The following is a 26,400-nucleotide window of genomic DNA, read 5'->3' as shown; positions in this document are numbered from 1 at the left end:
ACAAAAAATAGTTGGCTAAGGTATAATAACCACATAGGGAGATGTTGTCCGTGAAACACAATAAAAAGAAAAACGTGTGGATTGCAGTTGTGATTGGAGTAGTCGTCGTCTTACTACTTGTGTTCGCTGCATTTAAGATTAGACACATGTTGATTAATCATTCATATCAAGTTCGACAAGAGCAAATGAATAACGCAACCAAGAAACGTGATAAAGAGATCGAAACTCAGCACAAAGAGTTTATTCAAAAAATTGGTGACCCAGCCGTTAAGATTTACGAGAAAAAACAACAGGTTTTGCCAAGTATCGTGATCGGACAGGCTATTCTCGAATCGAATTGGGGGCAATCCGAACTCTATAAGAAAGCCAATAATCCGTTTGGAATCAAGGGAACGTACAATGGTCAGTCAATCTCGTACGATACGACCGAGTACGTTAATAACAAGAAAACGACCGAAGTGGGTCAGTTTAGAAAATATCCATCGGTTGCTGATGCCATCGAGGATCATAATGAGACTTTAAATACCAAGTTTTTAAAGAAAACGGGCATTACGAGCTTTAGGCAAGAAGCCAACTTGTTGCAAAAAAATGGCTACGCTACCGATCCCGATTACGCTAATAAGCTAATTGGTGTCATCGTGAACCATCAATTAATGAAATACGACGTTAAAGCAATTAACAATTACTAATTACTAATTACTAATTACAACTAACTAATGGAGGAGTCTTTGATTGTTCGACCTACTCGCTAAATTATATGGTCCTTTTTTTGATCTACATAACTGGGAAACCGTCATAACGTCTGGAAATGACTGGTTGATTATTTTCTCATTGGTAGTGATTGAATGCCTTTTATCCGTTGATAATGCAGTTGTCCTTGCGGCCCAGACTCAAGTTCTTCCTACTAAAAAGTGGCAGGAAGAATCTTTGTTTTACGGAATGTGGGGAGCATACATCTTTCGCTTTTTGATCATCGGAGTCGGAGTGTACCTAATTAGGTTCTGGATCATTAAGGTCTTAGGTGCAGCTTATTTGTTTTATCTTGCGTTTAGTTTCTTTTATAATATGCACAAGAGTAAGCACAAAAAGAGCCGAACTCATCAGGTCAAACCAAATAAGAAAAACCACACTCGCAAGTACTTTTGGTGGGTGGTAGTTCAGATTGAATTCATGGACATTATCTTTTCAATTGACTCGGTGCTAGCGTCGTTAGCCATTTCACCTAATCCAGTGATCGTCTTAATTGGTGGGATGATTGGGATTTTAGCGATGCGTGGGGTAGCTGAAGTCATAATGATGTTGATGAAAAAGATTCCCGAACTACAGCCGATGGCGTACTTCTTGATCATTATCATTGCGTTGAAACTTTTCTTATCGATTCCAATGATTGACATTGAGATTCCAGCGGGATGGTTTGGCATCTTGGTAATTGTCACACTAGTGGCTACTTTAGTTATCCATGTGATTAACGTGAAGAGGGGGAAAGACTATGGAAGTGGATCTAGATCAGAATAATTTTGACTCAGAAATTACGGGACCAATGACCGTGGTTGACTTCTGGGCACCATGGTGTGGTCCATGTAAAATGATGGATCCGTTGATTTTAGAACTGGAACGTGAGTACAAAGGTCGAATCAAGTTTTTAAGGCTTAATGTCGATGATAATCAGGAGATTGCCAGAAAATACCGGGTCATGAGTATTCCAACACTAGTATTATTTCGTAACGGAAAGGGCGTTGAGAAGGTCACCGGAGTGTATCCTAAGAGTAAATTAGAGCACTATTTTAATCGAAAATTAGCTGAAAAATGATGAAATTAAGTAAAGTCTTATGCTTTTAATAACTTTTTTTATGGCAGAAGGCTTTTTCTTTTGCTAAAAATTGGTGTTGTGAAATGTTGATCAATCCCTGAAAACGGGCATTATTGCGAGTTTTGTTACATTGACGTTACAACGTGACAAAATAATCGGTTTTTTTAACATTGCTGTTTTTGCCATGTAAATAACAGTATTTAGAATGTGAAATTGTTGTTTGAGTATATTTCAGTTTTAAGAAAACGGAAGTAACAAAAATTTATAGGAGTGATTTATCATTTTATTAAAATCTAGAAACGTAAAGGTGCTTTTAGCATCTATTTTCACAGTAGCCGGTGTGTTAATGACTGCAGGCTTCAACGCCAATGCTGCCACTAACACTAATCAAGTTACCGTTAAGAGCGGTGACACAGTCTCAAAAATCGCAAAGCAACATAACACTAGCATCAGCAGCATTGTTAAGGCTAACCACCTTAAAAATGTCAACCTGATTCATGTCGGAGAAAAGTTAACATTACCTACTAACGCAAGCAACATGACTTACCAAAGTAACAATACTCAAACACAACCATCTGCTCAGGTAAGTAGCAATGCACAATACACTGCTGCACCACAGCAAAACGCACAACCTGCTCAAACACAACAACAAGCAACAACTACAACCACTACTCAACCTGCTGCAAGCAGTAACAATAATGCAAGCAATGCCGGTGATAACTCTGGTTTAGCATCAATTGCACAAGTTGAATCTGGTAACTCATACAGTGCTCGAAATGGTCAGTACATTGGTAAATACCAATTGTCTTCATCATATCTAAATGGTGATTACTCTCCAGCTAACCAAGAACGTGTGGCTCGTCAATACGCAGTTTCACGTTACGGTTCAATCGCTGCCGCTGCTCAATTTCGAGCATCACATAACTACTGGTAAGATTTAATTTCAAGTTAACGATTACTCAAACGAAAAACAAGATGCAAAAGGGACGAAGAATAATTCTTCGCGCCTTTTTTTGAATCCAAAAAATCCCAGTACCATATTTATGATACTGGGATTTATTTACTTAACCTTAGCTAAGAAGTAACGTTTCTTGCCGCGTCGTATGATGATAAACTTCCCGTCAAATTGAGCTTGGGGGTTAATTTCAGTATTGACGTCGGTAACCTTTGCTCCATTGATGGTAATAGCGCCATTATTAACGTCTTCTCTAGCCTGCCGTTTGGATTTATCAACTCCAACCGCAATGATTAAATCGACTACGTTTACGGGATCAGAACTAATCGAAGACGTAGAGACACTGTTAAATGCCTGACTAACTTCTTTTACTGATAGGTCTTGAACGTTGCCTTTAAAAAGAATTTTTGAGATATTTTCGGCCTGCTTAACGGCGTCTTCACCGTGCACAAATTTCGTGACCTCACGTGCTAACGTTTTCTGTGCTTCTCTTTTCCAAGGCTCATCTTTAACTTTTTGGGCCAGTTCATCAATTTGATCCTTAGGCAAAAAGGTGAAGTATTTGAGGTATTTGATAACGTCAGCGTCGTTTTGGTTTAGCCAGAACTGGTAAAATTCATACGGTGAGGTCTTTTCTGGATCAAGCCAAACAGCACCACCAGCGGTCTTTCCAAACTTAGTTCCGTCTGATTTAAGCATTAATGGGATGGTTAATCCGTATACCTCGGCGTCTTGACCTTCAACGCGATGAATGAGGTCAATTCCGGCCGTGATGTTTCCCCATTGGTCCCCACCACCAATCTGAAGTTGAACGTCATGGTCGAGGTAAAGAGTGAGAAAGTCCAGTGCTTGTAGGATTTGGTAGGTGAATTCTGTGAATGAAATGCCCTTTTCCAGGCGGCTAGCCACCACTTCCTTTGATAACATGGTGTTCACGTTAAAGAGTTTTCCGTAGTCACGAAGAAAATCAAGCAGTGACACGTTAGACGTCCAGTCGTAGTTATTCACGATGTGAATGTTACTGTCACTGCCAAAGAGGTGCTTCATTTGCTTTGTTAAGGCGTTAACGTTGTGTTTGACCATCTGTTTGGTCTGAAGGGGACGTTCAGTGTTTCTCCCACTTGGATCACCGATGGAACCGGTGGCCCCGCCGATTAGGATGTAAGGGTGAAAACCAGCCCGTGAAAAACGTTCCATGATCATAAACGGAATTAGGTGACCAATGTGCATACTATCACCAGTTGGATCGACCCCACAGTATAGGGCAATCTTTTTCTCGTTGGTTAATTTCTCTAGTCCGTTTTCGTCGGTTGTTTGGTTAATGGCGCCTCGCCATTTTAAATCTTCAATGATATTCATTGTTGTTTTCCTCCTGTTGTTGATAAATAAAAAGCGTCCTAGTAGTGATTGACTACTGGGACGCTTGTGCGCGGTACCACCCACGTTCAGATACAAAAGTACCTGCACTTATTTTGATGTGTAATTTTAGGTAGTTCATCTAATATCCTGTGTGGCTTGCACCAACCGCCACTTCTCTTATCACTTAAATATTAGACTACTTTTGATAAACTCATCGTATCATTACCTAGCCGAATTAACAATATGCAAATTATTCAAGGTAAATTTGACGTAACTGATGAATGTCGGCATTGGTCAATCCAATACCTTCATGGAGAAATTGGTTCATTCCGCCGTATAATTGATTGATTTCGTCCATTGCGGCATTGAAAAAGTCTAATGAGACACTATAAAGGGATCTTAGACTCTTTAGAGCTGCATCATTATATCCTTCTTCTTTGGCTTGCTCTAATCGAGCATCAATCACTGGTTTTGCCACCTGATTGGTTAACAGGTAATCTTCTTCGATGGTTTTACGATCGACCCCTAGGGCAGAGAGGATCATGGTCGCAGACATTCCGGTTCGGTCTTTTCCAGCTGTACAGTGAAATAGGACGGACTCGTCATCTTGCCTGTTATCGAGTAGAACTTCAAATAATTTTTTAAAAGCCAAACGACAGTGTTTCGTTTTAATCATGCTTTTATAGACGTGTTCCATATGATCATGACCATAATTAGGGTGATTGCACAGGACTTTCTTCATTTCAGCTGGACTTTTCGAATTGTCAGTTGCGTCTTCTTTAAAGATCGGATCAAAAATGTAGTCGACAGCAGAAGTTTCCACTTGATCGGCCAGCATGTCGACTTCAGGTTGACTTCTGAGATCAACGTCAAAGCGAACCCCGTAATGCTCAAGGGTTTTTAGATCATTTTCACTGAGCTCACCTAAGTGTCCCGCACGTAGTAACTTGTGCCACTTAGTGGTTTTACCATCAACAGTTTGGTATCCACCTAACTCACGAAAATTTTCACCAGTTGGAATGGCTAGAACTCTTTTATTTTCCATGTTTTCCATGTAACCCACCTTTCAATGTCAGTGTAATATAATTATATCATGAAGCCCGTGTTCCACATGATTTTTTGAGATATGATTTTACAAATATTAGAAAATAGAATAAGCTTAGCGTATGAAGATTATTAAGGAGAGTATGAATTATGGCAATGACTGAAAGACAAATGATTCAAGAAATCTTAAACACGGTTGACGTTGGTTATGATTTTGAAAACGTTGATGAAGATAACAAGCAGTACACGTTATTGATTAAACGTCAGGATAATGATGTTCGTGATTTAAACGAGATTAATGCTGAAATCAAGGAATACTTTAAAGATGCTGATTTTTCTTATGACGAACAGGTTGAGCCAAAAGATATTGATGCTGACATTCGGGTTGAAGTTAAGCGTTAATTAATGATGCCATAAAAGAGAAAGTAGATTTTAATCTACTTTCTCTTTTATTTTCAAGTAGTGAGATGAATTGAATCGTGCTAATATGAGTATCAAAAATACGATGAAACGGAGATGAACCAGTTGTCTGACAATAAAGATTACGTCCTAGCGATTGATCAAGGATCGACTAGTACGAGAGCGATCATTTATGATCATAGTGGTAGAAAAGTAATTGAGAGTTACAAGGAAGTTCCTCAAATTATCAATAGTGACGGATGGGTTGAACAGGATCCAAACGAGATTTGGAACTCCGTGCTTTCTGCCATTGCGAGTGCCTTGATTGACGCCTCCATTCACCCCGAAAACATTGCCTCAGTGGGGATTACCAATCAGCGTGAGACCACGGTAGTGTGGGACAAAGTGACCGGCAAACCCATTTACAATGCCATTGGTTGGCTTTCAAAACAAACTAATTCAATTGCTGAAGACTTAAAAAACAGAGGGTACGAGGACCTAATTCATAAAAAAACGGGCCTAGTCATTGACTCGTATTTTTCTGCTACCAAGGTCAGGTGGATTTTAGACCACGTTAATGGGTCACAGAAGCGCGCTTCTGATGGTGAATTGTTATTTGGGACCATTGATACGTGGCTCGTCTGGAAATTGTCTGGTGGGAAATATCACATTACTGATTATACGAACGCCAGTCGAACGATGATGTTTAACATTAATGACTTAAAGTGGGACGACGAAATCTTGAAGATTTTAAACATTCCAAAGATCATGCTTCCGACCGTTCATGCTTCTGATGAAGTTTATGGAACGACCGAAAACTACCAATTTTATGGTGTTAGTGTCCCAATTGCTGGAATTGCTGGCGATCAGCAGGCGGCGTTGATCGGACAAATGGGCTTTTCAAAGGGAATGGTTGAAAACACCTATGGTGATGGTGCTTTCATCATGATGAATACGGGACACCAGCCGCAGTACTCAGACGAGAATTTGTTGACGACCATTGCGTATGGAATTAACGGAAAAATTACGTATGCACTTGAGGGTTCAATCTTCGTGGCTGGAAGTGCGTTGACGTGGCTTCGAGACCAAATGAAGATTATCACCAGTGTTCCTGAGTCCAGACAGGCGGCTAAACGATCGACCGACCACAATGAAATCTACGTTGTTCCTGCTTTTAATGGATTAGGGGCCCCATACTGGGACCAAAATGTCAGAGGAGCCGTTTTTGGGATTACCCGAGGAACTAACAGTGATGATTTTGTAAAGGCCACGCTTCAGTCAATTGCGTACGGAACTAAGGATATCGTTAACACAATGGAGTCCGATACCGATCTCGATATTCCACAGATTCGAGCTGATGGGGGAGCTAGTCGCAATAGTTACTTAATGCAGTTTCAGTCTGACATTTTGAATGTTCCGGTTCAACGAGCCAGCGATGAAGAAACGACCGGATTTGGGGCTGCCATCTTGAGTGGACTAGCAACCGGGTTCTGGAAAGATTTAGATGAAGTTCAGTCCATTTACGAAGAGGGAAAGATTTTCACCCCTTCAATGAAAGCAGCTGAACGAGATAAATTGTATCAGGGATGGAAGCGAGCGGTTAAGGCCACGCAAGCTTTTAAACCCATTAATTAAGACTTGCTTTGGCAAGTTTTTAAATTTTTCTTAATGAAAACGTTTTCTTTTTATTTTTGACGTGTTATAATTAATTTCGTAAATAAGGGTTACAAAAGTATTTTGAAAAGAAGGTATGGGATATGAGTTTTGAAGCAATATTAATTGGATTAATTCCAGTGATTGGTTGGGGGCTATTTCCAACTATTTCATCAAAAATTGGTGGTAAACCAACGAACCAAATCTTTGGTGCCACAGTTGGTACATTGATTTTTGCGATTGTTGTCTTATTATTCACACAAGCTGGCTTCCCAATGGGCTGGAACTTAGTCTACGGAATCTTGTCTGGTATGGGTTGGGGCTTCGGTCAAATCATGGCCTTTAAAGGTTATTCTTTGATTGGTTCTTCAAGAGTTATGCCAATCACGACCGCATTTCAGTTGATTGTAACTGCTTTGTGGGGTGCATTTGCGTTAAGTAGTTGGCCTGGTATTGGTCACAAGATCATTGGAATCCTTGCTTTGATCGTTATCATTATCGGTGCCACTCTTACCACTTGGAGCCAAAACAAAGAAAACGTTAATAAAGGTGCGCTTGAAAAAGCCGTTATCTTACAGTTAATTGGTGTTATTGGTTACTGGTTATACTCAGCCGCTCCACAGGTTAATAACTTGACTTGGGCTAAGGGAGTTTTGCCACAGTCCACTTCAGTAATGACCCCAATGGAAGCATTCTTGCCACAGGCAATGGGAATGGTCTTGATGGCTATTATCTACGGTTTGATGAACATGAAGAGTGAAAATGTGTTTGCTGAGGGTGTTTCATACAAACAGATTATTGCTGGTTTCTTCTTTGCAATTGCCGCATTCTCATACTTGATTGCTGCACAACCAAACATGTTAGGTCTTTCAACTGGATTCGTTCTATCACAGGTATCAGTAGTTGTTGCTACCTTGACCGGTGTTTACTTCTTACACCAGAAGAAGACTCCAAAGGAAATGGTTGCTACTTTGATTGGTTTAGCTTTGATCATCGTTGCTGCTGCCGTTACCGTTATGCTATAAAATCATTAATCTCAAACAAAAAAACACTTCACATTATGTGAAGTGTTTTTTGTGTTCCTAATTATTTATAATAATGACTTCGTTTTAAAAGTTCAGCTGAACGTTTATTGATGGGAACAAATCCCTTATTTTGCAAATGCCGGAAAAACATCATATTGTATACAAAACTCCATGCTAATGGCATGATTGCAAAAATCTCATAGGCAGAGGATGCGATGTTTAATCCAGTTAAGACGGTAAGTGCCATTGCTAGGATAAAATCCACCCCTAGCATACAAAGGGTATTATAGAAATCACCACGAAAAATAGAAGGCCAGATTCCAAAAACTAGCGTAGTGAATGAGAAGCCCACCTTTTGGACTTTGACTTCTTGGGTTTCTTTATTTTGCACGACGGCGTAGTTAGGTGGCAAGAACATGTTGTTCATGCCATTATTCCCACTATTATTGCCGTTATCGAATGGATTCATTGACAATTGGACCTTTCTAAGACTTTAAAGTAAATTTGACGACGACTTCGACGTGCGGAGTCTGTGGCATCATATCAACTGGTTGCAGGTAGTCCACGTTATAAGACTTCGTTAGTTGGACCAGATTCTGAGCTAGCGTTGATGGATTACATGAAACATATACAAATTTTTGTGGTTTAGCGGTTAAAATGGCATCAATTAAGTGTTGGTCAAGGCCAACGCGTGGTGGGTCAACCACCAGTGCCGTGGGTTTAAAACCCTCGGTTATCCACTGCGGCATCAAATCCTCGGCACTGCCAAAGTAGTAGGTGGCGTTATCAATATGATTGATTGCTGCATTATGATTGGCGTCGGTGATGGCTTCCTTAATGGTATCCATTCCTCTAACTTCAGAAACTTGGTTTGCTAATGAAAGACCGATGGTTCCCACCCCAGAATATGCATCAATCAAACGATCATCAGAATCAAGATTGAGGGCTGTTCCAGCTAAATCGTAAAGTTTTGGTGTCATGATGCTGTTGAGTTGGAGGAAAGCTCTTGGTGACAACTCAAATGATAAACCATTAATTTTTTCGGTAATACTGTCATTTCCAGCTAAATGAACCGTCTTTTCTCCCCAGATCAAAGGTGAGTCACCAGGATTGATGTTTTGCATGACGGAAGTGACTTCTGGAAGGCGATCGGAAATCATTTCTAAGAGTTGATTTTTCTTAATCAACTTGGGCGTGTTAGTGATGAAAACCACCTGCACGTCGTTAGTGTTGAGGGCTGCTCGGACTATCAAGGTTTTTAAAATGCCAGAGTGATTGGATTCAACGAACGTTGGGATGTTTAGATCCTGAACCATTTCGACTAAAGCGTGCATAACCTTCATGGTAAGCGGATACTGAACGGAGCAGGTCTCCATGTCGACCACTTCGTGAGTTCCTTCTTTATATAATCCGGCGATGACTCTTCCGTTTGCTTCAGTTCGAACTTGAAACTGGGCCTTATTACGGTACTCATAGGGATTATCCATCCCGATCGTTTCCCTGACATCATAATGATCATAAGCCCTCGGATGATATCTTCTAAGCGATTGTTTAACTAAATCACGTTTGAATTCCAGTTGCTTAGGGTATGCGAGGTCTTCGAGTTCAAAACCACCAACTTCTCCAGCATATGGATCACGCGGTTTAACCCGAAAGGGACTTTCCTTATCAATTTGAACTAATTTTCCGCGTAGGTATTTAGGTTTAATCTCAGTTACATCAGCTTGAACTAATTCACCAACTAGCGCACCAGGAATAAAAATTAATTTGCGGTGAAAATAACCAATTCCCTCACCATTAATTCCGAGACGCTTGATGGTGACCGTAACCCGTTGGTGGAGTTCTACCGAAACATTTGACGATCTTTTTGAACCGTTTCTAACTCTTTTATAACTCATTAGAACTCCTTTTTTCTTCATAACAACGTCTACGTCATTATAGCAGACTCATATATGATACAAAAGTGTTGTATAATCATACTGTTAATTTGTTAAAAAGAAAAGAGAGGTATCAAAATGGCAGTACTAGAAACTAAAAACCTATGCTACGACGCTGATGGACGTGAGATTATCAAGGATATCAGCTGGAGCGTTGATGCCGGAGAGATCGTTACGATCACTGGTCCATCAGGGAGTGGGAAGACAACTTTTGTGAGACTTTTGGCGGATCTTTTGACTCCCAGTTCTGGTGAAGTAATTTTTGAAGGCCAAAACGTCGCTGATTTAAATCCAATTGAGTATCGGAGAAAAGTATCATACGCCGTTCAGCAACCCACCTTGTTTGGCAATACGGTCAAGGATAATCTTGAGTTCCCATATCAGATTCGAAATAAACCGTTTGATAAAGAACATGCGTTAAAAGCACTTCAAACCGTCGATCTAGGTGATGGTGATTTGGATCGGACGGTCGATAATCTTTCTGGTGGGGAACGCCAACGGGTCGCATTAATTCGCAACATCATGTTTGTGCCTGATGTGCTTATTTTAGATGAGGTTACCACTGGCCTTGATGAGAACACCAAGGAAAGTGTGCACAAGATGATTAACTACATTAATCAAAAAGATCACACCACGGTCATCATGATTACTCATGATCAAGGTGAGATTGACCATGCCACCGAGTTAGTCACAATTGTTAACGGACGACTAGTTAAAGGAGATAAAGATGCCTAATTTAATTGTTTCAAATCAAGCGCTCGCATTAACTGGACTCCTGGTCTTAATCGCGTTATTTGTCGGATGGAAAGAAAAGTTGGGCATTGATAAGTCAATTATCATTGCCACCATCCGTTGTGTGGTTCAGTTATTTATAGTTGGGTACGTTTTACGATTCGTTTTTCGGATCAATAACGTTTTTTTAACCCTGATTTTAATCTTAATTATTTTGTTTAACGCCGCTTATAACGCCAAAGGACGTAGTGACGGTATGGAACACGCATTGCCCATTTCCATCATTGCGTTAGGAAGTAGCACGATTGTCGTACTTGCGGTATTAGTCTTTGCGGGAGCAATTAAATTTATCCCGTCTCAAGTGGTACCAATTACCGGAATGGTTGCCAGTAACTCAATGGTTGCCTTGGGACTTTGTTATCGAAGTATGAATTCCATGTTTAAAGACCGGAGACAGCAGATTATTGAAAAATTAGCTCTGGGAGCCGACGTGAAGACATCCTGTTCTGACATTGTGCGTGACAGCATTAAGACCGGGATGCAGCCCACGATTGATACTGCGATGACCGTTGGACTGGTTAGTTTACCCGGGATGATGGCTGGTTTAATCTTTGCTGGTGTTGATCCGGTTAAGGCCATTAAGTACCAGATCATGGTAACTTTCATGTTGCTTGGGATTACGGCCGTTAGTTCAATCATCGCATGTTACATGGGTTATCATAGTTTTTACACTAAAAATGACCAGCTTAGAAATATGAATTAATAAGTAAAGGCTCTGATTAGGAGTCTTTTTTATTGCTTCTGATAGGATAAATTGATGGAGTGGTTTATAATTCAATTGGGTCAACAGTTAAATTGGAAAAACGAAAAGAGGGATTCTATGAGTAAAATGACAGCAAGTAGAGCACTGGTGAAAGTGCTTGAGAGTTGGGATGTCGACCATTTGTATGGCATCACAGCTGGCTCTTTGAATAACTTATTGAATGCGCTAGATGAGGAAAAAAAGAACATTAAATATATTCAGGTTAGACATGAAGAGGTCGGTTCTTTGGCCGCTTCCGCTGACCATAAGTATACCGGTAAGATTGGGGTCGCCTTTGGTTCGGCTGGTCCTGGTGCGACTCACATGTTTAATGGTTTATACGACGCGAAGGAAGACAATACGCCAATGCTAGCCCTCGTTGGACAAGTTCCCCAACCAATGATGAACACGCGGTTCTTTCAGGAAATGGATGAACTGCCAATGTTTGCTGACGTTTCGGTTTACAACCGCCAGGCGTCAACTGCCGATCAGATACCAAAGATTATTGATGAAGCCATCAGGACGGCCTATCAAAAGAAGGGGCCAGCAGTCGTCATCTTACCGAATGATTTACTTGGAACTGAGATTGACTATGAACCAACTAAGACAGCCAACGTTTCAAGTAGCATTAAAACGGTTCACCCTAAACAAGCTGACGTTGATGAAGCCATTAAGATGATTAAGAAAGCCAAACATCCGGTTCTTTGGTACGGAAGAGGTGCTAAGGGTGCCCGAGATGAGATCGTGAAAGTTTCCGATCAGTTTAGCATGCCAGTCTTGTCCACGGCTCCTGCAACTGGGATTATGCCAAACGACAATCTGAGTTACATGGGTGCTCGTGGTAGACTGGGAACGAAACCCGGATTTGAAGTTTCGCAGGCTGCCGATCTGATTATTATGCTGGGAAACGACTTTCCGTTTGCTCGCTTCATGCCTAAAGATAAAAAAATCATTCAAGTTAATAACAATCTGGCTGATTTGGGTCGTCAGTATCAGGCCAACCTCACGATTCACGGTGATGCCAAGGAATTCTTAGAAATGTTAATTGATTCAGATGTAAAGCTTCCTAAGAGTGATTTCTTAAAAGCCGCTCGAATTGATCGCGAGAATTGGTTAAAATGGCTTGATAGCATTGCGACTGACTACGACGAGGGTCTTAGAGCTGAGACTGTTTTGAAAGCAATCGCTGACCATTCTAAGTCGAATGCGGTTTATGGACTTGACGTTGGAAACAACACCATGCATTCCATTCGTCAACTTCCCTTTAATCAGCAGCAGCAGTTTGCCATGTCACCGTGGTTTGGAACAATGGGCTTTGGTCTACCAGCTTCCATTGCTGCTAAACTCTCATATCCTGATCGTCAAGTTTGGTCGATTTCAGGTGATGGGGGATTCGCAATGGTCATGCAGGATGTGATTACGCAGGCCAAGTACAACTTGCCGATTATCAATGTCGTTTTGTCAAACGAACGCTTTGGTTACATTGAACACGAAGACGTTCAATCTGGCATTAGTGATTATGGTGTTGACCTCTATCAAGCGGATTTTGCCCAGGTTGCTGAAGGCATGGGTGCTCATGGCTTTAAAGTTTCAGGTCAAGATGAACTTGATAGTGTCATGGTTGAGATTGACCGAATGCAGGCTGAAGGTAACACGAAGCCGATTGTGATTGACGCTAAGATTAAAGCGTTTGACCCAATTGATACTAGTTTTGTCCCACTTGACCCAGAGAACTTTGACCAAAAAACGATTGATGCGTACAAGAAACGTTATAACGTTTATGGTCAACCAGCATTGAGCGAGATTTTAAAAAGTTTGAAATAGTGGTTTAAATAAAAATAACCGATCTCGGTTGAGATCGGTTATTTCTTTTGCTTATTTTTTCTTTGTCTTTTCGTCTTCGTCAATATCAACGGCAACCGTTGATTCATCACCAACATCTAACGCTTGATGCTTTAGGTGAGGGAAGATGTATTTATCAGCAAGTCCAGTGATTCCACCTTGGAATAGGAACGCAAAGATCGTTCCAACTCCTAAGTTAGTAAATTGACGAGTAATTGCAAAGGCAACCACTGCCATGACAGTTGGTGGGATGTAGGAAGCCCACATGGCTTTCCCAGCAGCACCATTGAAGTACTTAAATCGCAGGATCTGCATCAAATCATCAGCGGGATGCAAGACTAAGTTGACTCGTTGGTAGATTGAGATGGCGGTTGCAATCAATGCTACCCCGAAGAAATTTAAGAGGACATAGAAAGCGACCATCATCCAACCCTTGGCTTCAGGGAATCCAGCAAAAAATGATACTTTTCCAATTACTGGAAGTGAACCATCCATGAAGAAGTCATCAAAGACCTGGATGAGTGCTGAGAACGGAACCATGAAGATGACGTTTCCAATGGCACGTCCCCAATCCCAGTGACCGACTAAAAAGGCATTCAAAATGGTAATGGCAACTCCCAAGATTAGAAATGCCCAGAATAAGTTCCAGTGAAATGCATTTCCAAGGTTGGTTTCGGCTGCGGTCCAGTAAGCTGAACCTAGAAAAGATGGATGAATCTTAGCAGTTGTTACTAGAGTCAAAACATTTCCAGCAGAGTTAATTATTAATGAAAGGATAAAGAACATAATTGAAGCTGTCATGGAAATGGTACGTTTGGCTTTTCTATTAGCGGTTTTCTTCGCCATAGTTTCCCTCCACGATCAGATTTTGGTTCAATTATTTAAGATTACCATTAACTTTAACAATTGACTTGCCTTGAACCTTGTCAGTACCAGCTAATACACCAGGTACTTGTTCTAAAGTAAGGATGTTGTGTTGGAAAGGTGTAACCTTAACGGAACCATCTGAAAGTAAAGCAATTGAATCTTCGAAACTGTGGGGGTTAATCATTGAACCTTTGATGGTTAATTGCTTCTTGAAGATTTCGTAAGTGTTCATGTTAAATGTTTGACCTGGTGCACCAACACCAAACATCATAACTTGAGCGCCAGGATTAGTTGCTTCAACAGCTTGTTCTTGGGTTTCAGGCTTTCCAACACATTCGATTACCATGTCGTACTTGTCAGTGATTTTTTCCTTAGTCGTGTTGATAACCTTGTTTAAGCTAAGTTCTTTCTTTTCCCAAGCAAGGTTTTCATCATGTCTACCAGTCATGTCAATGTTCTGGATTCCGTAGATTCTAAGTAGTTGAGCAAACAACTTAGCCATGTATCCATCACCAATGATTAAAGCGTGTTGGTAAGGGGTAATGTTTTCGGTGATCTTCATCGTGTGAACGGCACATGAAAGTGGTTCCATTGAGCATGCAGTTTGAAGTGATAGTTCATCAGGAATGTGGTAAACAACCTTTTCTGGGGCGGTGAAGTAGTCTTCAAGACCACCATCTCTAGTTACACCAACGGCCGATAGGTTTTCACACAATTCATAGCGGCCAGTGTGACAGTAGAAACATTTGTCACAGTAAATGTTAGGGTCAACAACAACACGGTCACCCTTCTTGAAGTCCTTAACGTTCTTTCCAACTGCGGAAACAACTCCAGAGTTTTCGTGACCTAACACGATTGGAGGAGTAGCATCAGCTGAACCTGGGAGACCATTGTATAAGGCGTGGTCGGTACCACAGATACCAGCGTAGGCAGTTTCAACTAAGACTTCGTCGTCCTTAGGGGTTGGGACATCTCTGTCTTCAATCTCCATGTGTTGCTTAGCTGTCATAACTAAAGCTTTCATTTTTGACATAAGATAACTTCCTTTCGAAAAGTTGATGAATTAATATCGTTACAATCTGAACATAACTGATCGAAAAAAATGGAAAGATTTCTTTCAAGAATATCAGATTTGTTTCCAAGTAATAATGTAAACCGTTTGAAAACTGTTTGCAAGAGCATTCCAGCTTCTGAAATAGATCCAATAAAAATTGAACAAAGAAGAAATTTGATAAGTGAAATAGATAACGGCATTAGAGTGGGAATTAAGCAATTAATTTTAATTATTGTTATGAAAAAATTACGAAAATATTTCACAAAATTATTTTTTTAATTTTCCGTTAAGGCCAGTCTTACTTTCAGGTTAAAATTTACTTTTGGTTAAATTGGTTTAAAATGGACACTACTAAAAAAGAAGGAGAGAACCAAATGGCTTATTTAGAACTAAGAAACATCAAAAAGTCCTATTATGTGGATAATCAGGATTTTCATGTTTTAAACGGGATCAGTCTCAACTTCGATCGTGGGGAATTTGTTTCCATCCTGGGAGAATCTGGTGGTGGAAAGACGACCCTTATGAATATTATCGCTGGACTAGACAGTGATTATTCCGGTGACGTTTTAATTGACGGGAAATCGTTAAAAAAAGATACCAGTAAACAACTTGATGAGTATCGGCGCAACACAATTGGTTTTATCTTTCAAAACTTTAACCTTGTGAATCATCTGACCATTAAAGAGAACGTGATGGTCTCTTTAGAAATGACAACTTTAACGCATAAACAACAAGAAGCACGGGCCACTGAGCTTTTAAAAAAGGTTGGTTTGTATGACCACCGTAACAAGTACCCCAATCAACTCTCAGGTGGACAAATGCAGCGGGTTTCAATTGCTCGAGCACTTGCTTCTGACCCAGATATCATCATTGCTGATGAGCCAACTGGTGCCTTGGACGCTCAAAATACCGATGACATCTTGGAACTAATGAACGAAATTGCCGAAGACGGAAAACTGGTAATTGCCGTCACCCATTCTCAGGTGGTTGCCAATTATGGAACGAGAATCGTTCATTTAGCCAACGGGAAGATTGATGAAGATAGGATTTTAAAACCCATTTACCCGGTTAATAAAACGCAGGCGGACTTTCAGGCGCGTCCGGCCAAACTTGCTTCCATCTTTACGATGGCCTTTGAACACTTTCGTTATAACCTGAAGCGCAACCTGTTAATTATTTTTGGGGCGGCCATCGGCATCTTTTCGGTCATTTTCATGTTAGGTCTCGGCAATGGGGTCAAGGGATACATTAATCATGAAATTTATTCAGAGGTTAATCCCACTACCATTCAGGTTAGTCGAAAACAGAAACAAGGAGAGGAACAAAATCCTAAAAATGAACTTCTGACCAACCAAGATAACCAACAGTTGCAGGACCTAAAGAACGTCAAAAGTTCAACGTTGGGTAAGTTTTTAGCTGGCGGTCAGTTTAAAGCGGCCGATAAAACCGCTTCCGTTCAGTACATTCAAACGTACTATCAGGGAGCGGTCTTAAAAAAGAACATTAAATCCGGAACGGTTCCCACTAAAGATAATCAGGTGTTGATTAATAAGAAGACGGCCCAAAGCTTTAATAAGAAGAAGCCGTACGACATGACGGGCCAAAAAATTAAGTTGTTTGCGAATGCCCCCGATGACAACGGGCAGCCCCATGTCCTATCAAAAGAGGTTACTGTGAGTGGGGTGACTAGTGACGTGAACCCAATGGCACTTGTTAGTTCCAACACAATGAAGTCAATGTTTAGTGGGGCTACAATGAAGTACGAACCGAACTTTGCCGCGGTGAACATTGCTGGTGGAGTTCCCAACGTTCAGCCGGTTCAAGATAAGATTAAGGCGTTGAAGGGGCCCAATCAACAAGCTAAGTACCAAATTACTGGAGCGGGGGCGATTGTATCAACACTGAACACTTACATTAACGTCGCTGTTTGGGTTCTAGCAGGAATTGCGGCAATCTCGCTCCTTGTGTCAGCAATTATGATCATCGTGGTGCTCTACATTAGTGTTGCCGAACGAACCAAGGAGATTGGGATTCTAAGGGCACTCGGTTTTACCAAGGGCAACATTCGAAACCTATTCTTCTCCGAGGCCTTTATTCTGGGAGTCTTCTCGTCCATTTTTGCGGTTATCATCGCTTACCTGGTCGAATGGGGAGCGGATACAATTTCAAGTGGAGCGATTAAGTACGCAATTGTTCAAATTTCACCGGCCAATGCCATTATTGGGGCGCTAGTCTTTGTTATTATTTGTTTACTAGCAGCACTTGCTCCAGCAGCCAAGGCCGCTAAGTTAGATCCAATTGTGAGTCTGAGTTCCGAATAAAGATTAAAAAATTAATTAAGCTATTGCAATTATAGGGAAGTTGGACCAAACTAACTTTTAAACCAAATAAGAGCTATCCCGTTAATTCGGGATGGCTCTTATTCATTAGGAATTACTAAATTGTAATGGAGGGGTTCATTTTGAGAATTGGAATTGCGGCAAACGTTAACCGGATTAAGACGCCTAACTATAACCTTGATTACGCCAATTATACTGCTCAAGTTTTTATTGATTTACTGCAAAAACACGGCATTCTGCCTGTTATTATTCCCATGGCTGAGCTTGATATGATTTCCGAATACGTTGACTTAGTTGACGGCTTAATTATTCCTGGTGGTCAAGATGTTCAACCGGAATTATTCCACGAAAAATCAGTCGAACCAGACGATGCGCACTATCGACCCCATGATGAGTGGGAAATGGGACTGATTAAAGAAATGGTGCGCCGGAGAAAACCACTTTTAGGAATCTGTCGGGGGCTTCAAGTCTTAAACGTAGCTTTTGGTGGTAGTCTTTATCAAGACATTGCCACTGATTTACCCAAGTCTAACGTTCAACACGTGAAACACGACGATCCAAAGCATAATTTTCATGAGGTGCAAGTGAAAGCCAAAAGCCAGTTGGTCCGTTCCGTTGGCAATCTTCCCGTTGTGAACTCAATTCATCATCAGGCCCTAAAAAAGGTCGGAGAGAGTTTGACCGTCACGGCCAAATCTCCCGATGGCGTCATCGAAGCGGTTGAAAATGAAGATGCTAGTATCATGGGAATCCAGTGGCACCCAGAATTATTGTGGCAAAACGATCCAAAAGAGGAACAGTTGTTTTTGGACTTCTTTGAGCGAACCAGTAATCAATAAATAGCGAAAACCACCTTGATAGAAATATCAGGGTGGTTTCTTTGTTACTTGTTGTTTTCAAAGTATTCTTCATCGTGATTGGTGCTGTGACTTAGTTCGACCATCTTGCCGGTTTGATTGTAAACTAACCATTCGGCGAGGTTCACGACGTGGTCACCAATCCGTTCGAGCAATCGGATGACCATTAAGTAGCTTAGGGCCGCTTGCGCCGTCTTACTGTTCTTTTTCAGGGATTCAGTTACTAACTTTCTGGTGGAATGGTAATACTTGTCAATTGATTCATCCTGGTCAGCAATTTTCTTGGCTTCCGAGGCATTGCCCTCAAAGAAGGCCTCTAGTACCTGTTCTAACATTGAACGGACTTGTTCAGTCATTTCACTGATGACTTTTTCGACCGCCGGGATTCGTTCATGGCCCTTGGCGTTAATGGTTTCTCTGGCAATCGTATTGGCGTGATCGCCGATTCGTTCAATGTCGGTACTGGCCTTTAGGATGCTGATAATTTGACGAAAATCACTGGCAACGGGTTGCTGGAGTGCGATCAGTTGTAAGGACTGTTTCTCTAAATCCATTTCTTCGTTGTTAATCTTGGGGTCTTCCGCAATGATTTTGCGTGCGAGGTCCTTATCATGATCAATGAAAGATTTGGTGGCTTGATAGATTTGTTCACTACTGTCAAATCCCATTTCCATGAAGTGTCCTTTAAGTTTCTTTAATTCATCATCAAATAATGCTCCCATAGTCATTCTCCTTATCCAAATTTTCCGTTGAGATAGTCACTTGTTTCTTGCTTATCAGGATTCATAAACATTTTTTTGGTTTTGCCTACTTCCACTAGTCGACCGTTCAGCATGAACGCCGTTTTGTCTGAGATTCGAGAAGCTTGCGACATGTTATGAGTCACGATGATGATCGTATACTTGTCCCTGATGTTTAGGAGGGTGTCCTCAATCATCTGACTCGAAATAGGGTCGAGCGCGCTCGTTGGTTCATCCAGTAAAATCACGTCTGGTTGAATGGCCAAGAGTCTAGCAATGCAGATTCGTTGTTGTTGTCCTCCAGAAAATGAAAGCGCACTTTTATGAAGTTTGTCCTTAACTTCATCCCAGATAGCCGCCTGCTTTAGAGATTCTTCAACGCGTTCGTCCAATAATTGCTTATCCTTAACGCCAGCTAATTTTAAGCCAAAGGTGACATTATCGTACACGGAAAAGGGGAAGGGATTGGGTTGCTGGAAAACCATTCCGACTTCTTTTCGGAGTTCCACGATGTCTTCTTTTGGACCATAAATATTGTGACCATTGAGCGTGAAGCTTCCCGTGATGGTAATGTTTGGAATAAGATCATTCATTCGGTTTAAACAACGGAGGTATGTCGACTTTCCGCATCCAGATGGTCCAATTAGGGCGGTAATCTCATTTTGTTTGAAGTTTAAATTAATGTCGTGCAACGCTTTTCGCTTTCCATAGTACAAATTGACGTTTTCAGTTTTGATAATCTCTTTTGGTTCCGTTTTAGTTGTCATTTACTTCTCCTTAACCGAAGTTGCCGGAAATGTAATCCTCAGTGGCTTTGACCTGTGGTCTGGTGAAAATGTCAGCTGTTTTAGCGTACTCCATGACGTGTCCAAGATGGAAGAAGGCGGTATAGTCACTGACTCTGGCAGCTTGTTGCATGTTATGGGTCACGATGATAATCGTATATTTTTTCTTTAACTCTAGAAGCGTTTCTTCAATCTTAGAGGTTGAAATGGGATCAAGAGCACTCGCTGGTTCGTCTAACAACAAGATGTCAGGTTGCATGGCGATTGAACGAGCGATACAGAGCCTTTGAGCCTGTCCACCAGATAATTCAAGGGCGCTTGTATCCAGCTTGTCTTTGACTTCGTCCCATAGTGCAGCGGCTTTTAAACTTTGTTCTACTCGTTGATCAAGTTCCTGTGGATCTTTTACGCCATGTTTTCTAAGCGCAAATTTAATGTTCTCACGAATGGTTTTGGCAAAGGGGTTGGGGTGTTGAAAGACCATGCCAATGTTTTTCCGAAGGACGTAGACGTTTAATTTTTTTTGGTTAATGTCTACGTCTCTGTACATGATTCTACCGGTAACGTTTGCCACACCATCATTCATTCGATTGAGACAGCGAAGGAAGGTTGATTTACCAGATCCCGAGGCTCCAATGAGGGCGGTGATCTTGAACCTTGAAAACGCCAGTGAAGCATCAAAGGTAGCTTGCTTTTTACCGTAGAAGACGTTCACGTCCTCGGTCTCAAGGGCCATTTCTCCTGGTGGTGTAATAATTTGATGGTGGTCTAAATCGTAATTTTGTTGAGCCATGTTTTAACCTCGCTTTTTTCTAGAAGTCCCAGTCATCTTGCGGTAAGCCCAGTTACCTAAGAACCGAGACGACAGGTTAAAGACTAAGATAACAATGATAAGAACCGCTGAAGCGCCGCTTGAAACAACGTGTGCGTCTGGAACAATTCCCTCGGTATTTAGTTTCCAGATATGAACTGCAAGGGTCTCAGCTGGACGCATGGGATTTAAGAAACTGCTGGGATTGAAAGGATTCCAGTTGGTGTAACTTACGATTGGGGCACTTTGACCAGCAGTATAAATCAAGGCGGCGGCTTCTCCAAAGATTCGACCAGAACTAAGGATGACACCGGTGATGATACCCGGGATCGCGAGGGGTAGCACAACTCCAGTAATGGTTTTAAACTTGGAGAGTCCAAGCGATAACCCGGCTTCTCTTTGTAACTTTGGCACCTCTTCGATGGAATCTTCGACACTTCTGGTAAGGAGTGGCAGGTTGAAGATGGTTAAAGCAATCGCTCCTGACAGAATGGAGTAGTCAAGTTGAAACTTGATTACTAGCACCAAGTATCCAAACAGACCAACGACAATGGAAGGCAATGAACTTAGAACCTCAATGGCCGTTTTAACGAGCGTTGTGAGCCAGTTGTCCTTGGCGTACTCTGCCAGGTAAATTCCGGCCCCAAGACTGATTGGCAGCGAGATGATGATCGTCAGTATTAGCAGGTAGACGGAATTAAAGAGCTGATCTCTAATTCCACCGCCGGCACTGATCGAACTGGACGTGGTGGTTAAAAACTTCCACGAGATATCGGGTAGACCGGTAATGAGGATGTAACCGAGTAGGAAGATTAAGATCAGAACTACGACTAAGACTAAGGCCCAGATGGTCCCAATGGCGAACTTATTAATTTTTTTGGCATTTATTTTCATTTTTTAAATGCACTCCTCTTTCCAATTAGTTTTACGATGACGTTGAATACTAGTGACATTACTAGTAAAACTAAGGCCAGTGTCCACAAGGCGTTGTTAGGTAACGTACCCATGATGGTATTACCCATTTGAGTCGTCAGTTGACTGGTTAAAGTTGCAGTTGGACTTGTCAAGCTGGTTGGCATGAGGACTGCATTTCCAATGACCATTTGAACGGCTAGTGCTTCACCAAAGGCGCGCGCCATTCCGAAGATCATCGCGGTAAGGATTCCCGGAGTGGCAGCCCGTAAGACCACTTTGTACATCATTTGCCATTTAGTGGCTCCAAGTGAAAGAGCAGCACTCCGGTAGTCTCGTGGAACGGCCTTTAAAGCATCGACTGACATTGAGGTGATGGTCGGAAGAACCATGACGAACAAAACGATGGTAGCTGGTAAAATTCCAGAACCGGTCCCTCCAAACACCGTTCTAACGATGGGAATCAAGACCATTAGGCCGATGAAACCATAAACAACGGATGGAATTCCAACGAGTAATTCGATTACTGGTTGCAGAATCTTTTGCCCTCGTTTGGGAGCGATTTCGGTCATGAATAGGGCCATGGCAATCGCAAATGGGGTGGCAAGAATAGCGGATAGTAGGGTGACCGCAAATGACGTGACGATCATTGGAAGTGCCCCAACTTCTGGTTTCCCATTTGGTCCCGTTTGACTGGGATTCCAGTCCCCCTTAGTGAAGAAATCGATGATACTGACGTGATCGGAAGTAAAGGTCGCCAGTCCCTTGGTGGTGATGAAGAAGAGGATGGTAATGACGAGGATGCCGATCAGGCCGATACATATGAGACTGATAAAATGACCAACTTTATCTTGATGAGTTTCTTTTGATGGTTTCAGTAATTTTTCTTTAATGTCATTCATATAAAAACCACTTTCATAATTATTTAACCGCTTGAACTTGACCTTCAGCATTCTTTTCAAATTTCATGTTTTTAACTTGAATGTATCCGATCTGCTTGACTAATTTCTGTTGAACATGATCTGAAAGCATGTAATCAATAAATTTTTTGGTGGTTCCACTGGGCTTGCCCTTGGTATACATGTGTTCATACGACCAGATTTTCCAATTGTTATGTTCCACGTTGGGGTCGGTTGGTTGCACCTTATCGATGGAAATACTTTGCGTTTTATTGTTTAAATATGGAAACGAGAGGTAACTAACCGCACCGGGAGTCGATGAGACAATCTGTTGCACCGTTCCGTTTGAGTCTTGTTGCTGAGCGTTGACGGCTTTTTTGCCCTTTAAAACGGATTGTTCAAAGGTCATCCTTGTCCCACTTCCTTCGACTCGGTTAATCACCACGATTTTGACGTTATTTCCGCCAACCTGTTTCCAGTTGGTAACTTTACCAGTGAAGATTTGTTCAAGTTGTTTCATTGAGAGATTTTTCACTCCCACTTTTTTATTGGCAACCGGGGCAATTCCAACAACGGCAACCTTATGATCAACTAAATCTTTAGCAGTAACACCTAGTTGTTGGGAAGCAAAGACATCTGAATTACCAACATTGACGGCTCCCTGTTGAATTTGGCTTAGGCCAGTTCCAGATCCACCACCCTGGACGTTAATGTTAACTTTCGGGTTACTAACCTGATACTCCCGACTCGCTTGCTCGACCAGTGGTTGAAGTGCTGTGGAGCCAACGGCGGTAATCTTATTACCGTTTTTTGCCTTGGTGGAAGAAGATGATCCGCACGCGGCTAGTCCCAGCGCCAGCAGTCCACACGTTAATATCAATGCAACCTTTTTCTTTTTGCCTAATGACATGGACGAAATCTCCTTTGGTTTAAATGGACATTATTTTGTTTACGAACCAAGTATATAAGGTGAATGTAAATGTTAAGTAAATTTTACGGTCTTTTTATGTAAATGTTTGGTAAAGCCAAAAAGAACCCCTTCAAGTGCTATTGAAAGGGTTCTTAAATAACGGTGTTATTAAAAACAAACTAAATGGACAGCCATGCCATCCATCCCGGGTAGAAGAAGTCGTAGAGGTTGTTACACAGCATGATGGCCTCTTGCTCGTTATACCGATGTTTCAAAATGTCACAAAAAGTAGCATAAAACGAGAACACGTGAAAATGCAGTTCCTGGTAGTTAAACTTAAAGCTAACAAGGATGATGTTACGTTCTTGCATGATCCCAATGGCGTTAGCAATTTTTTGGGTAAAGTATTTCGTTAGCATTTCGGCTAGATTGTCGTACTTCGACCCCTCTGATTTAAAAAGAATTAATTCCTTATACTTCGGATTAGCGTAAAGGGTGTGGATGATTGGATTCATATTCAAAATGTTTTGTTTCCACACCGTTTGAACGCTGGCTGGACTGATTTTAGCCATTCCCTGATTAAACTGATTCTCATATTCGTCTTTTAATTGCTTAATAAAGGGATCAAGAATTTCATCTAGAATCGCATCCTTTGATTCAAAGTGTTTGTAAAAGGAACCGGTTGTCCGGTTAGCGTTTCGGCAAATTTCACGAATCTTTGTCTTATCAAACCCGTTTTTTAGAAAGGCCTTAAACCCGGCTTCTAGTAGTAGGGAATGGGTTTTATCCTGGTTACGAACGTTTGCCATGAAAATTCCTCCAGTGGATTGATTGCTTAATTTAAGATAACAGTGTTATATTAAGTGAGTATTATTTGCTTAAGGATGGTCAACTTAACTCCGGATGATTTTTCAAAGGAGAAAAACAATGATAAAAAAGTTTAAGTTAAGTATAACAGCAATTTTAATCTTATTTTGTGTCATCGTGCTAGTTGGTTGTGGCAAAAAATCAGGAGATGAACGGGCCAACCATAAGCTGAGAGTGGTTACCTCAACTAATTTTTATGGTCAAATTGCGAAAAATGTTTTGGGAAATCAGGGGAGCGTTCAGCCGATTATTAAGGGAAGCGGTGACCCACACGATTTTGATCCTTCAACGAGTGATGCGAATCAAGTTGCAAGAGCAGACGTGGTTGTTGAAAATGGCATTGGATACGACGATTGGATGAAAAAGCTGGTAAAGAATGGAAGTGATCAGACGTCGGTTGTCAACGTTTCAAAGGTGATGAACCGAAAAAATGGGGATAACGAGCACATTTGGTATGATCCTGACACCGTTAATAAGCTCGTCTACCGACTCGCAGACGTCTACAGCAAAAAACAACCGAATCACAAACGTTATTTTCATGATAATGCCAAGCGGTATTTAAAAGAATATGAACCAGTTAAGCAGCAGGCGGAAAAGGCACGAGATAATCTGAACGATTACCAGTTAAATCGCAAGGTCGACGTCAGTGAACCGGTTTTCGATGATGCCCTTCAGTACATGGGATACAAGGTAAATGACCCTGATTTTGCCAATGCGACCGAGAAGGAGATTGACCCGTCACCTAAGAGTATTCAAAACATCAGGGATGATATCACTCACCATCGGATTGCTTTCTTTGTTGATAACACGCAGGCTGACAGTAAAATGGTCAAGAACCTCGTCAAATTAGCTAAGGATCATGATGTGCCGGTTGTAAAATTGACCGAAACGATTCCTGAAGATAAAAACTACTTGGAGTGGATGGATAATGCCTATCAGCAGGTGGTCAAAATTCAAAATAATGAAATGAAAAACAAATAAAATGACATCCAAGCCCGTTAATGGTTTGGATGTCATTTATTATGGTTTATTTAATTTCGCTTCAAATTCATAACCAAAGCCACGGATCGTTTTGATTAAGACGGGGTCTTTGGGATTAGGTTCAATCTTGTCCCTTAAATGGCTGATGTGCATTTCAAGCATCCGCGAGGACTGGTCAATGTAAAGATCGTTCCAAACGCCGTTTAGGATTTGTTCACGACTCAGGATCCGTTTAGGGTGAGTCAGAAAGTACTCTAAAAGCTTGAATTCTTTAGGCGTTAGTCGGAGCGAAGTACCGTTTTTGGTGGCAACCTTCTGATCTAAATCAACGTCGATGTCAGAAAAGTGAAATCGTGGTTTGACCTTCTTATTTTTTTCCTGCTTTAGACTATTATTTTCGTCTTGGTAGAAACGGGCGCGATGTTTCATCCGGAGCATGACTTCGTCAGGGTTGTATGGTTGGATGATGTAGTCGTCGATGCCAACTTTAAATAATTGATCAACGATGCCCTCGTCCTTTTTTTCTCCCAGGGCGAGAATTGGAAGTGAGGCCGTTTGGCGGATTTTAGGGATAAGTTCGATCAACTTTTGAGCTGCAACGGTACTTAGGTCCCAAATAATGGCCTGTTCTTTGTACTTTTGAATGGATGATAGGAGGCTTGAAACATCGTATAAATCGTCGACAAAGTATCCATTGTCATTAAAAGTTTGGTTGAAACTAAGTGCTAATGATAATTTTTCAGTCACTAAAACAATGTGATTCATGGCACCATCCCGATTAAAAATCACGCTTCTTTTTCTTCACTCATTATACAGTTTT

Annotated in this window: 27 protein-coding genes; 13 read left to right on the top strand and 14 right to left on the bottom strand. The window is 41.3% G+C overall.

Going from position 1 to position 26,400, the window contains the following annotated elements:
- Positions 1 to 41: 41 nt before the first annotated feature.
- From AC6UD8_RS04575 to apf, 4 genes are all read left to right on the top strand, one after another.
- On the top strand, positions 42 to 689 hold the full coding sequence (locus AC6UD8_RS04575; RefSeq protein WP_500699603.1) for a glycoside hydrolase family 73 protein: 648 nt from the start codon (positions 42 to 44) through the stop codon (positions 687 to 689).
- Between the two features lie 43 nt (positions 690 to 732).
- Entirely contained in the window at positions 733 to 1,515 is a 783-nt protein-coding gene (locus tag AC6UD8_RS04570) for a TerC family protein (protein WP_500695818.1), read from the top strand.
- Entirely contained in the window at positions 1,490 to 1,810 is a 321-nt protein-coding gene (gene trxA / locus AC6UD8_RS04565; RefSeq protein WP_500699604.1) for a thioredoxin, read from the top strand. The genes AC6UD8_RS04570 and trxA overlap by 26 nt, the downstream gene beginning before the upstream one ends.
- Before the next feature lie 307 nt (positions 1,811 to 2,117).
- Positions 2,118 to 2,744: an aggregation-promoting factor gene (gene apf, locus AC6UD8_RS04560; RefSeq protein ID WP_500694062.1), complete on the top strand. Its 627-nt coding sequence runs from the start codon at positions 2,118 to 2,120 to the stop codon at positions 2,742 to 2,744.
- Positions 2,745 to 2,870: 126 nt separating this feature from the next.
- Here the strand turns inward: apf and tyrS are convergent, their stop codons facing one another.
- The gene (gene tyrS / locus AC6UD8_RS04555) at positions 2,871 to 4,124 is read right to left on the bottom strand and encodes a tyrosine--tRNA ligase (protein WP_500699605.1); all 1,254 of its coding nucleotides are present in this window, start codon (positions 4,122 to 4,124) and stop codon (positions 2,871 to 2,873) included.
- A gap of 250 nt (positions 4,125 to 4,374) precedes the next feature.
- A complete protein-coding gene (locus AC6UD8_RS04550; RefSeq protein WP_500699606.1) occupies positions 4,375 to 5,169 on the bottom strand; it encodes a tyrosine-protein phosphatase in 795 nt (264 codons plus the stop codon).
- A gap of 149 nt (positions 5,170 to 5,318) precedes the next feature.
- On the opposite strand from AC6UD8_RS04550, the gene AC6UD8_RS04545 reads away from it, so the two are divergent.
- The 3 genes from AC6UD8_RS04545 (at position 5,319) to rbsU (ending at position 8,245) form a co-directional block, all read left to right on the top strand.
- On the top strand, positions 5,319 to 5,570 hold the full coding sequence (locus tag AC6UD8_RS04545) for a hypothetical protein (protein WP_010022943.1): 252 nt from the start codon (positions 5,319 to 5,321) through the stop codon (positions 5,568 to 5,570).
- Between the two features lie 114 nt (positions 5,571 to 5,684).
- Positions 5,685 to 7,202 (top strand): glycerol kinase GlpK, encoded by a 1,518-nt coding sequence (gene glpK / locus AC6UD8_RS04540; protein WP_500699607.1) that lies wholly within the window; start codon positions 5,685 to 5,687, stop codon positions 7,200 to 7,202.
- Positions 7,203 to 7,324: 122 nt separating this feature from the next.
- The gene (rbsU, locus tag AC6UD8_RS04535) at positions 7,325 to 8,245 is read left to right on the top strand and encodes a ribose/proton symporter RbsU (protein WP_500699608.1); all 921 of its coding nucleotides are present in this window, start codon (positions 7,325 to 7,327) and stop codon (positions 8,243 to 8,245) included.
- Between the two features lie 61 nt (positions 8,246 to 8,306).
- Here the strand turns inward: rbsU and AC6UD8_RS04530 are convergent, their stop codons facing one another.
- Together AC6UD8_RS04530 and rlmD are read right to left on the bottom strand one after the other, a co-directional pair.
- Positions 8,307 to 8,720: a hypothetical protein gene (locus AC6UD8_RS04530; RefSeq protein WP_500694057.1), complete on the bottom strand. Its 414-nt coding sequence runs from the start codon at positions 8,718 to 8,720 to the stop codon at positions 8,307 to 8,309.
- 10 nt (positions 8,721 to 8,730) lie between these two features.
- Positions 8,731 to 10,143 (bottom strand): 23S rRNA (uracil(1939)-C(5))-methyltransferase RlmD, encoded by a 1,413-nt coding sequence (gene rlmD, locus AC6UD8_RS04525; RefSeq protein ID WP_500699609.1) that lies wholly within the window; start codon positions 10,141 to 10,143, stop codon positions 8,731 to 8,733.
- 117 nt (positions 10,144 to 10,260) lie between these two features.
- Here rlmD and AC6UD8_RS04520 point away from each other — a divergent pair, with 117 nt between their 5' ends.
- The 3 genes from AC6UD8_RS04520 (at position 10,261) to spxB (ending at position 13,540) form a co-directional block, all read left to right on the top strand.
- The gene (locus AC6UD8_RS04520) at positions 10,261 to 10,917 is read left to right on the top strand and encodes an ABC transporter ATP-binding protein (RefSeq protein ID WP_500694055.1); all 657 of its coding nucleotides are present in this window, start codon (positions 10,261 to 10,263) and stop codon (positions 10,915 to 10,917) included.
- On the top strand, positions 10,910 to 11,677 hold the full coding sequence (locus AC6UD8_RS04515; RefSeq protein WP_500694054.1) for an ABC transporter permease: 768 nt from the start codon (positions 10,910 to 10,912) through the stop codon (positions 11,675 to 11,677). Before AC6UD8_RS04520 ends, AC6UD8_RS04515 begins: the two co-directional genes overlap by 8 nt.
- A 117-nt stretch (positions 11,678 to 11,794) precedes the next feature.
- Positions 11,795 to 13,540, top strand: coding sequence for a pyruvate oxidase (gene spxB / locus AC6UD8_RS04510; RefSeq protein ID WP_500696958.1), 1,746 nt, complete (start codon positions 11,795 to 11,797; stop codon positions 13,538 to 13,540).
- A 51-nt stretch (positions 13,541 to 13,591) separates the two neighbouring features.
- Here spxB and AC6UD8_RS04505 read toward each other — a convergent pair whose 3' ends face one another.
- Entirely contained in the window at positions 13,592 to 14,404 is an 813-nt protein-coding gene (locus AC6UD8_RS04505; protein ID WP_500695811.1) for a DUF6198 family protein, read from the bottom strand.
- A 31-nt stretch (positions 14,405 to 14,435) separates the two neighbouring features.
- On the bottom strand, positions 14,436 to 15,449 hold the full coding sequence (locus tag AC6UD8_RS04500) for a zinc-dependent alcohol dehydrogenase family protein (protein WP_500699663.1): 1,014 nt from the start codon (positions 15,447 to 15,449) through the stop codon (positions 14,436 to 14,438).
- Between the two features lie 404 nt (positions 15,450 to 15,853).
- On the opposite strand from AC6UD8_RS04500, the gene AC6UD8_RS04495 reads away from it, so the two are divergent.
- Together AC6UD8_RS04495 and AC6UD8_RS04490 are read left to right on the top strand one after the other, a co-directional pair.
- Complete coding sequence (locus tag AC6UD8_RS04495; RefSeq protein WP_500699610.1) at positions 15,854 to 17,800, top strand: ABC transporter ATP-binding protein/permease; 1,947 nt, start codon at positions 15,854 to 15,856, stop codon at positions 17,798 to 17,800.
- Positions 17,801 to 17,940: 140 nt separating this feature from the next.
- Positions 17,941 to 18,657 carry a gamma-glutamyl-gamma-aminobutyrate hydrolase family protein gene (locus AC6UD8_RS04490; protein ID WP_500699611.1) on the top strand — a complete coding sequence of 239 codons (717 nt, stop codon included), beginning with the start codon at positions 17,941 to 17,943 and terminating at the stop codon, positions 18,655 to 18,657.
- Between the two features lie 44 nt (positions 18,658 to 18,701).
- On the opposite strand, the gene phoU is transcribed toward AC6UD8_RS04490, so the two are convergent.
- The 7 genes from phoU to AC6UD8_RS04455 all read right to left on the bottom strand — a co-directional run bounded on the left by phoU (position 18,702) and on the right by AC6UD8_RS04455 (position 24,541).
- Complete coding sequence (phoU, locus tag AC6UD8_RS04485) at positions 18,702 to 19,397, bottom strand: phosphate signaling complex protein PhoU (protein ID WP_500694048.1); 696 nt, start codon at positions 19,395 to 19,397, stop codon at positions 18,702 to 18,704.
- Positions 19,398 to 19,408: 11 nt separating this feature from the next.
- The gene (gene pstB, locus AC6UD8_RS04480) at positions 19,409 to 20,182 is read right to left on the bottom strand and encodes a phosphate ABC transporter ATP-binding protein PstB (protein WP_500699612.1); all 774 of its coding nucleotides are present in this window, start codon (positions 20,180 to 20,182) and stop codon (positions 19,409 to 19,411) included.
- Between the two features lie 10 nt (positions 20,183 to 20,192).
- Positions 20,193 to 20,993 carry a phosphate ABC transporter ATP-binding protein PstB gene (pstB, locus tag AC6UD8_RS04475; protein ID WP_500694046.1) on the bottom strand — a complete coding sequence of 267 codons (801 nt, stop codon included), beginning with the start codon at positions 20,991 to 20,993 and terminating at the stop codon, positions 20,193 to 20,195.
- Positions 20,994 to 20,996: 3 nt separating this feature from the next.
- The gene (gene pstA / locus AC6UD8_RS04470) at positions 20,997 to 21,899 is read right to left on the bottom strand and encodes a phosphate ABC transporter permease PstA (RefSeq protein ID WP_500699664.1); all 903 of its coding nucleotides are present in this window, start codon (positions 21,897 to 21,899) and stop codon (positions 20,997 to 20,999) included.
- Positions 21,900 to 21,901: 2 nt separating this feature from the next.
- Positions 21,902 to 22,825, bottom strand: coding sequence for a phosphate ABC transporter permease subunit PstC (gene pstC / locus AC6UD8_RS04465; protein WP_500694045.1), 924 nt, complete (start codon positions 22,823 to 22,825; stop codon positions 21,902 to 21,904).
- 19 nt (positions 22,826 to 22,844) lie between these two features.
- Positions 22,845 to 23,732 (bottom strand): phosphate ABC transporter substrate-binding protein PstS family protein, encoded by an 888-nt coding sequence (locus tag AC6UD8_RS04460; protein ID WP_500699613.1) that lies wholly within the window; start codon positions 23,730 to 23,732, stop codon positions 22,845 to 22,847.
- A 179-nt stretch (positions 23,733 to 23,911) separates the two neighbouring features.
- The gene (locus AC6UD8_RS04455) at positions 23,912 to 24,541 is read right to left on the bottom strand and encodes a TetR/AcrR family transcriptional regulator (RefSeq protein WP_500699614.1); all 630 of its coding nucleotides are present in this window, start codon (positions 24,539 to 24,541) and stop codon (positions 23,912 to 23,914) included.
- Between the two features lie 118 nt (positions 24,542 to 24,659).
- Here AC6UD8_RS04455 and AC6UD8_RS04450 point away from each other — a divergent pair, with 118 nt between their 5' ends.
- Positions 24,660 to 25,580 (top strand): metal ABC transporter solute-binding protein, Zn/Mn family, encoded by a 921-nt coding sequence (locus tag AC6UD8_RS04450; protein ID WP_500699615.1) that lies wholly within the window; start codon positions 24,660 to 24,662, stop codon positions 25,578 to 25,580.
- Between the two features lie 39 nt (positions 25,581 to 25,619).
- Here the strand turns inward: AC6UD8_RS04450 and AC6UD8_RS04445 are convergent, their stop codons facing one another.
- A complete protein-coding gene (locus tag AC6UD8_RS04445) occupies positions 25,620 to 26,369 on the bottom strand; it encodes a response regulator transcription factor (RefSeq protein ID WP_500699616.1) in 750 nt (249 codons plus the stop codon).
- Positions 26,370 to 26,400: the final 31 nt, after the last annotated feature.

The organism is Fructilactobacillus sp. X1R3C1, assembly GCF_059901545.1.
The sequence above is the reverse complement of the archived record's forward strand: the minus strand, read 5'-3'. Positions and strand labels throughout refer to the sequence as shown.

What these genes read in the sequence shown, in the direction of transcription:
- glpK (WP_500699607.1), top strand. Translation starts at nt 5,685, where the DNA reads ATGAACCAGTTGTCTGACAATAAAGATTACGTCCTAGCGATTGATCAA.
- AC6UD8_RS04575 (WP_500699603.1), top strand. Translation starts at nt 42, where the DNA reads ATGTTGTCCGTGAAACACAATAAAAAGAAAAACGTGTGGATTGCAGTT.
- rlmD (WP_500699609.1), bottom strand. Translation starts at nt 10,143, where the DNA reads ATGAGTTATAAAAGAGTTAGAAACGGTTCAAAAAGATCGTCAAATGTT.
- AC6UD8_RS04505 (WP_500695811.1), bottom strand. Translation starts at nt 14,404, where the DNA reads ATGGCGAAGAAAACCGCTAATAGAAAAGCCAAACGTACCATTTCCATG.
- phoU (WP_500694048.1), bottom strand. Translation starts at nt 19,397, where the DNA reads ATGGGAGCATTATTTGATGATGAATTAAAGAAACTTAAAGGACACTTC.
- AC6UD8_RS04515 (WP_500694054.1), top strand. Translation starts at nt 10,910, where the DNA reads ATGCCTAATTTAATTGTTTCAAATCAAGCGCTCGCATTAACTGGACTC.
- pstB (WP_500694046.1), bottom strand. Translation starts at nt 20,993, where the DNA reads ATGGCTCAACAAAATTACGATTTAGACCACCATCAAATTATTACACCA.
- pstB (WP_500699612.1), bottom strand. Translation starts at nt 20,182, where the DNA reads ATGACAACTAAAACGGAACCAAAAGAGATTATCAAAACTGAAAACGTC.
- AC6UD8_RS04495 (WP_500699610.1), top strand. Translation starts at nt 15,854, where the DNA reads ATGGCTTATTTAGAACTAAGAAACATCAAAAAGTCCTATTATGTGGAT.
- AC6UD8_RS04550 (WP_500699606.1), bottom strand. Translation starts at nt 5,169, where the DNA reads ATGGAAAATAAAAGAGTTCTAGCCATTCCAACTGGTGAAAATTTTCGT.
- AC6UD8_RS04520 (WP_500694055.1), top strand. Translation starts at nt 10,261, where the DNA reads ATGGCAGTACTAGAAACTAAAAACCTATGCTACGACGCTGATGGACGT.
- pstC (WP_500694045.1), bottom strand. Translation starts at nt 22,825, where the DNA reads ATGAATGACATTAAAGAAAAATTACTGAAACCATCAAAAGAAACTCAT.
- AC6UD8_RS04500 (WP_500699663.1), bottom strand. Translation starts at nt 15,449, where the DNA reads ATGAAAGCTTTAGTTATGACAGCTAAGCAACACATGGAGATTGAAGAC.
- AC6UD8_RS04460 (WP_500699613.1), bottom strand. Translation starts at nt 23,732, where the DNA reads ATGTCATTAGGCAAAAAGAAAAAGGTTGCATTGATATTAACGTGTGGA.
- tyrS (WP_500699605.1), bottom strand. Translation starts at nt 4,124, where the DNA reads ATGAATATCATTGAAGATTTAAAATGGCGAGGCGCCATTAACCAAACA.
- AC6UD8_RS04455 (WP_500699614.1), bottom strand. Translation starts at nt 24,541, where the DNA reads ATGGCAAACGTTCGTAACCAGGATAAAACCCATTCCCTACTACTAGAA.
- trxA (WP_500699604.1), top strand. Translation starts at nt 1,490, where the DNA reads ATGGAAGTGGATCTAGATCAGAATAATTTTGACTCAGAAATTACGGGA.
- AC6UD8_RS04545 (WP_010022943.1), top strand. Translation starts at nt 5,319, where the DNA reads ATGGCAATGACTGAAAGACAAATGATTCAAGAAATCTTAAACACGGTT.
- spxB (WP_500696958.1), top strand. Translation starts at nt 11,795, where the DNA reads ATGAGTAAAATGACAGCAAGTAGAGCACTGGTGAAAGTGCTTGAGAGT.
- rbsU (WP_500699608.1), top strand. Translation starts at nt 7,325, where the DNA reads ATGAGTTTTGAAGCAATATTAATTGGATTAATTCCAGTGATTGGTTGG.
- AC6UD8_RS04450 (WP_500699615.1), top strand. Translation starts at nt 24,660, where the DNA reads ATGATAAAAAAGTTTAAGTTAAGTATAACAGCAATTTTAATCTTATTT.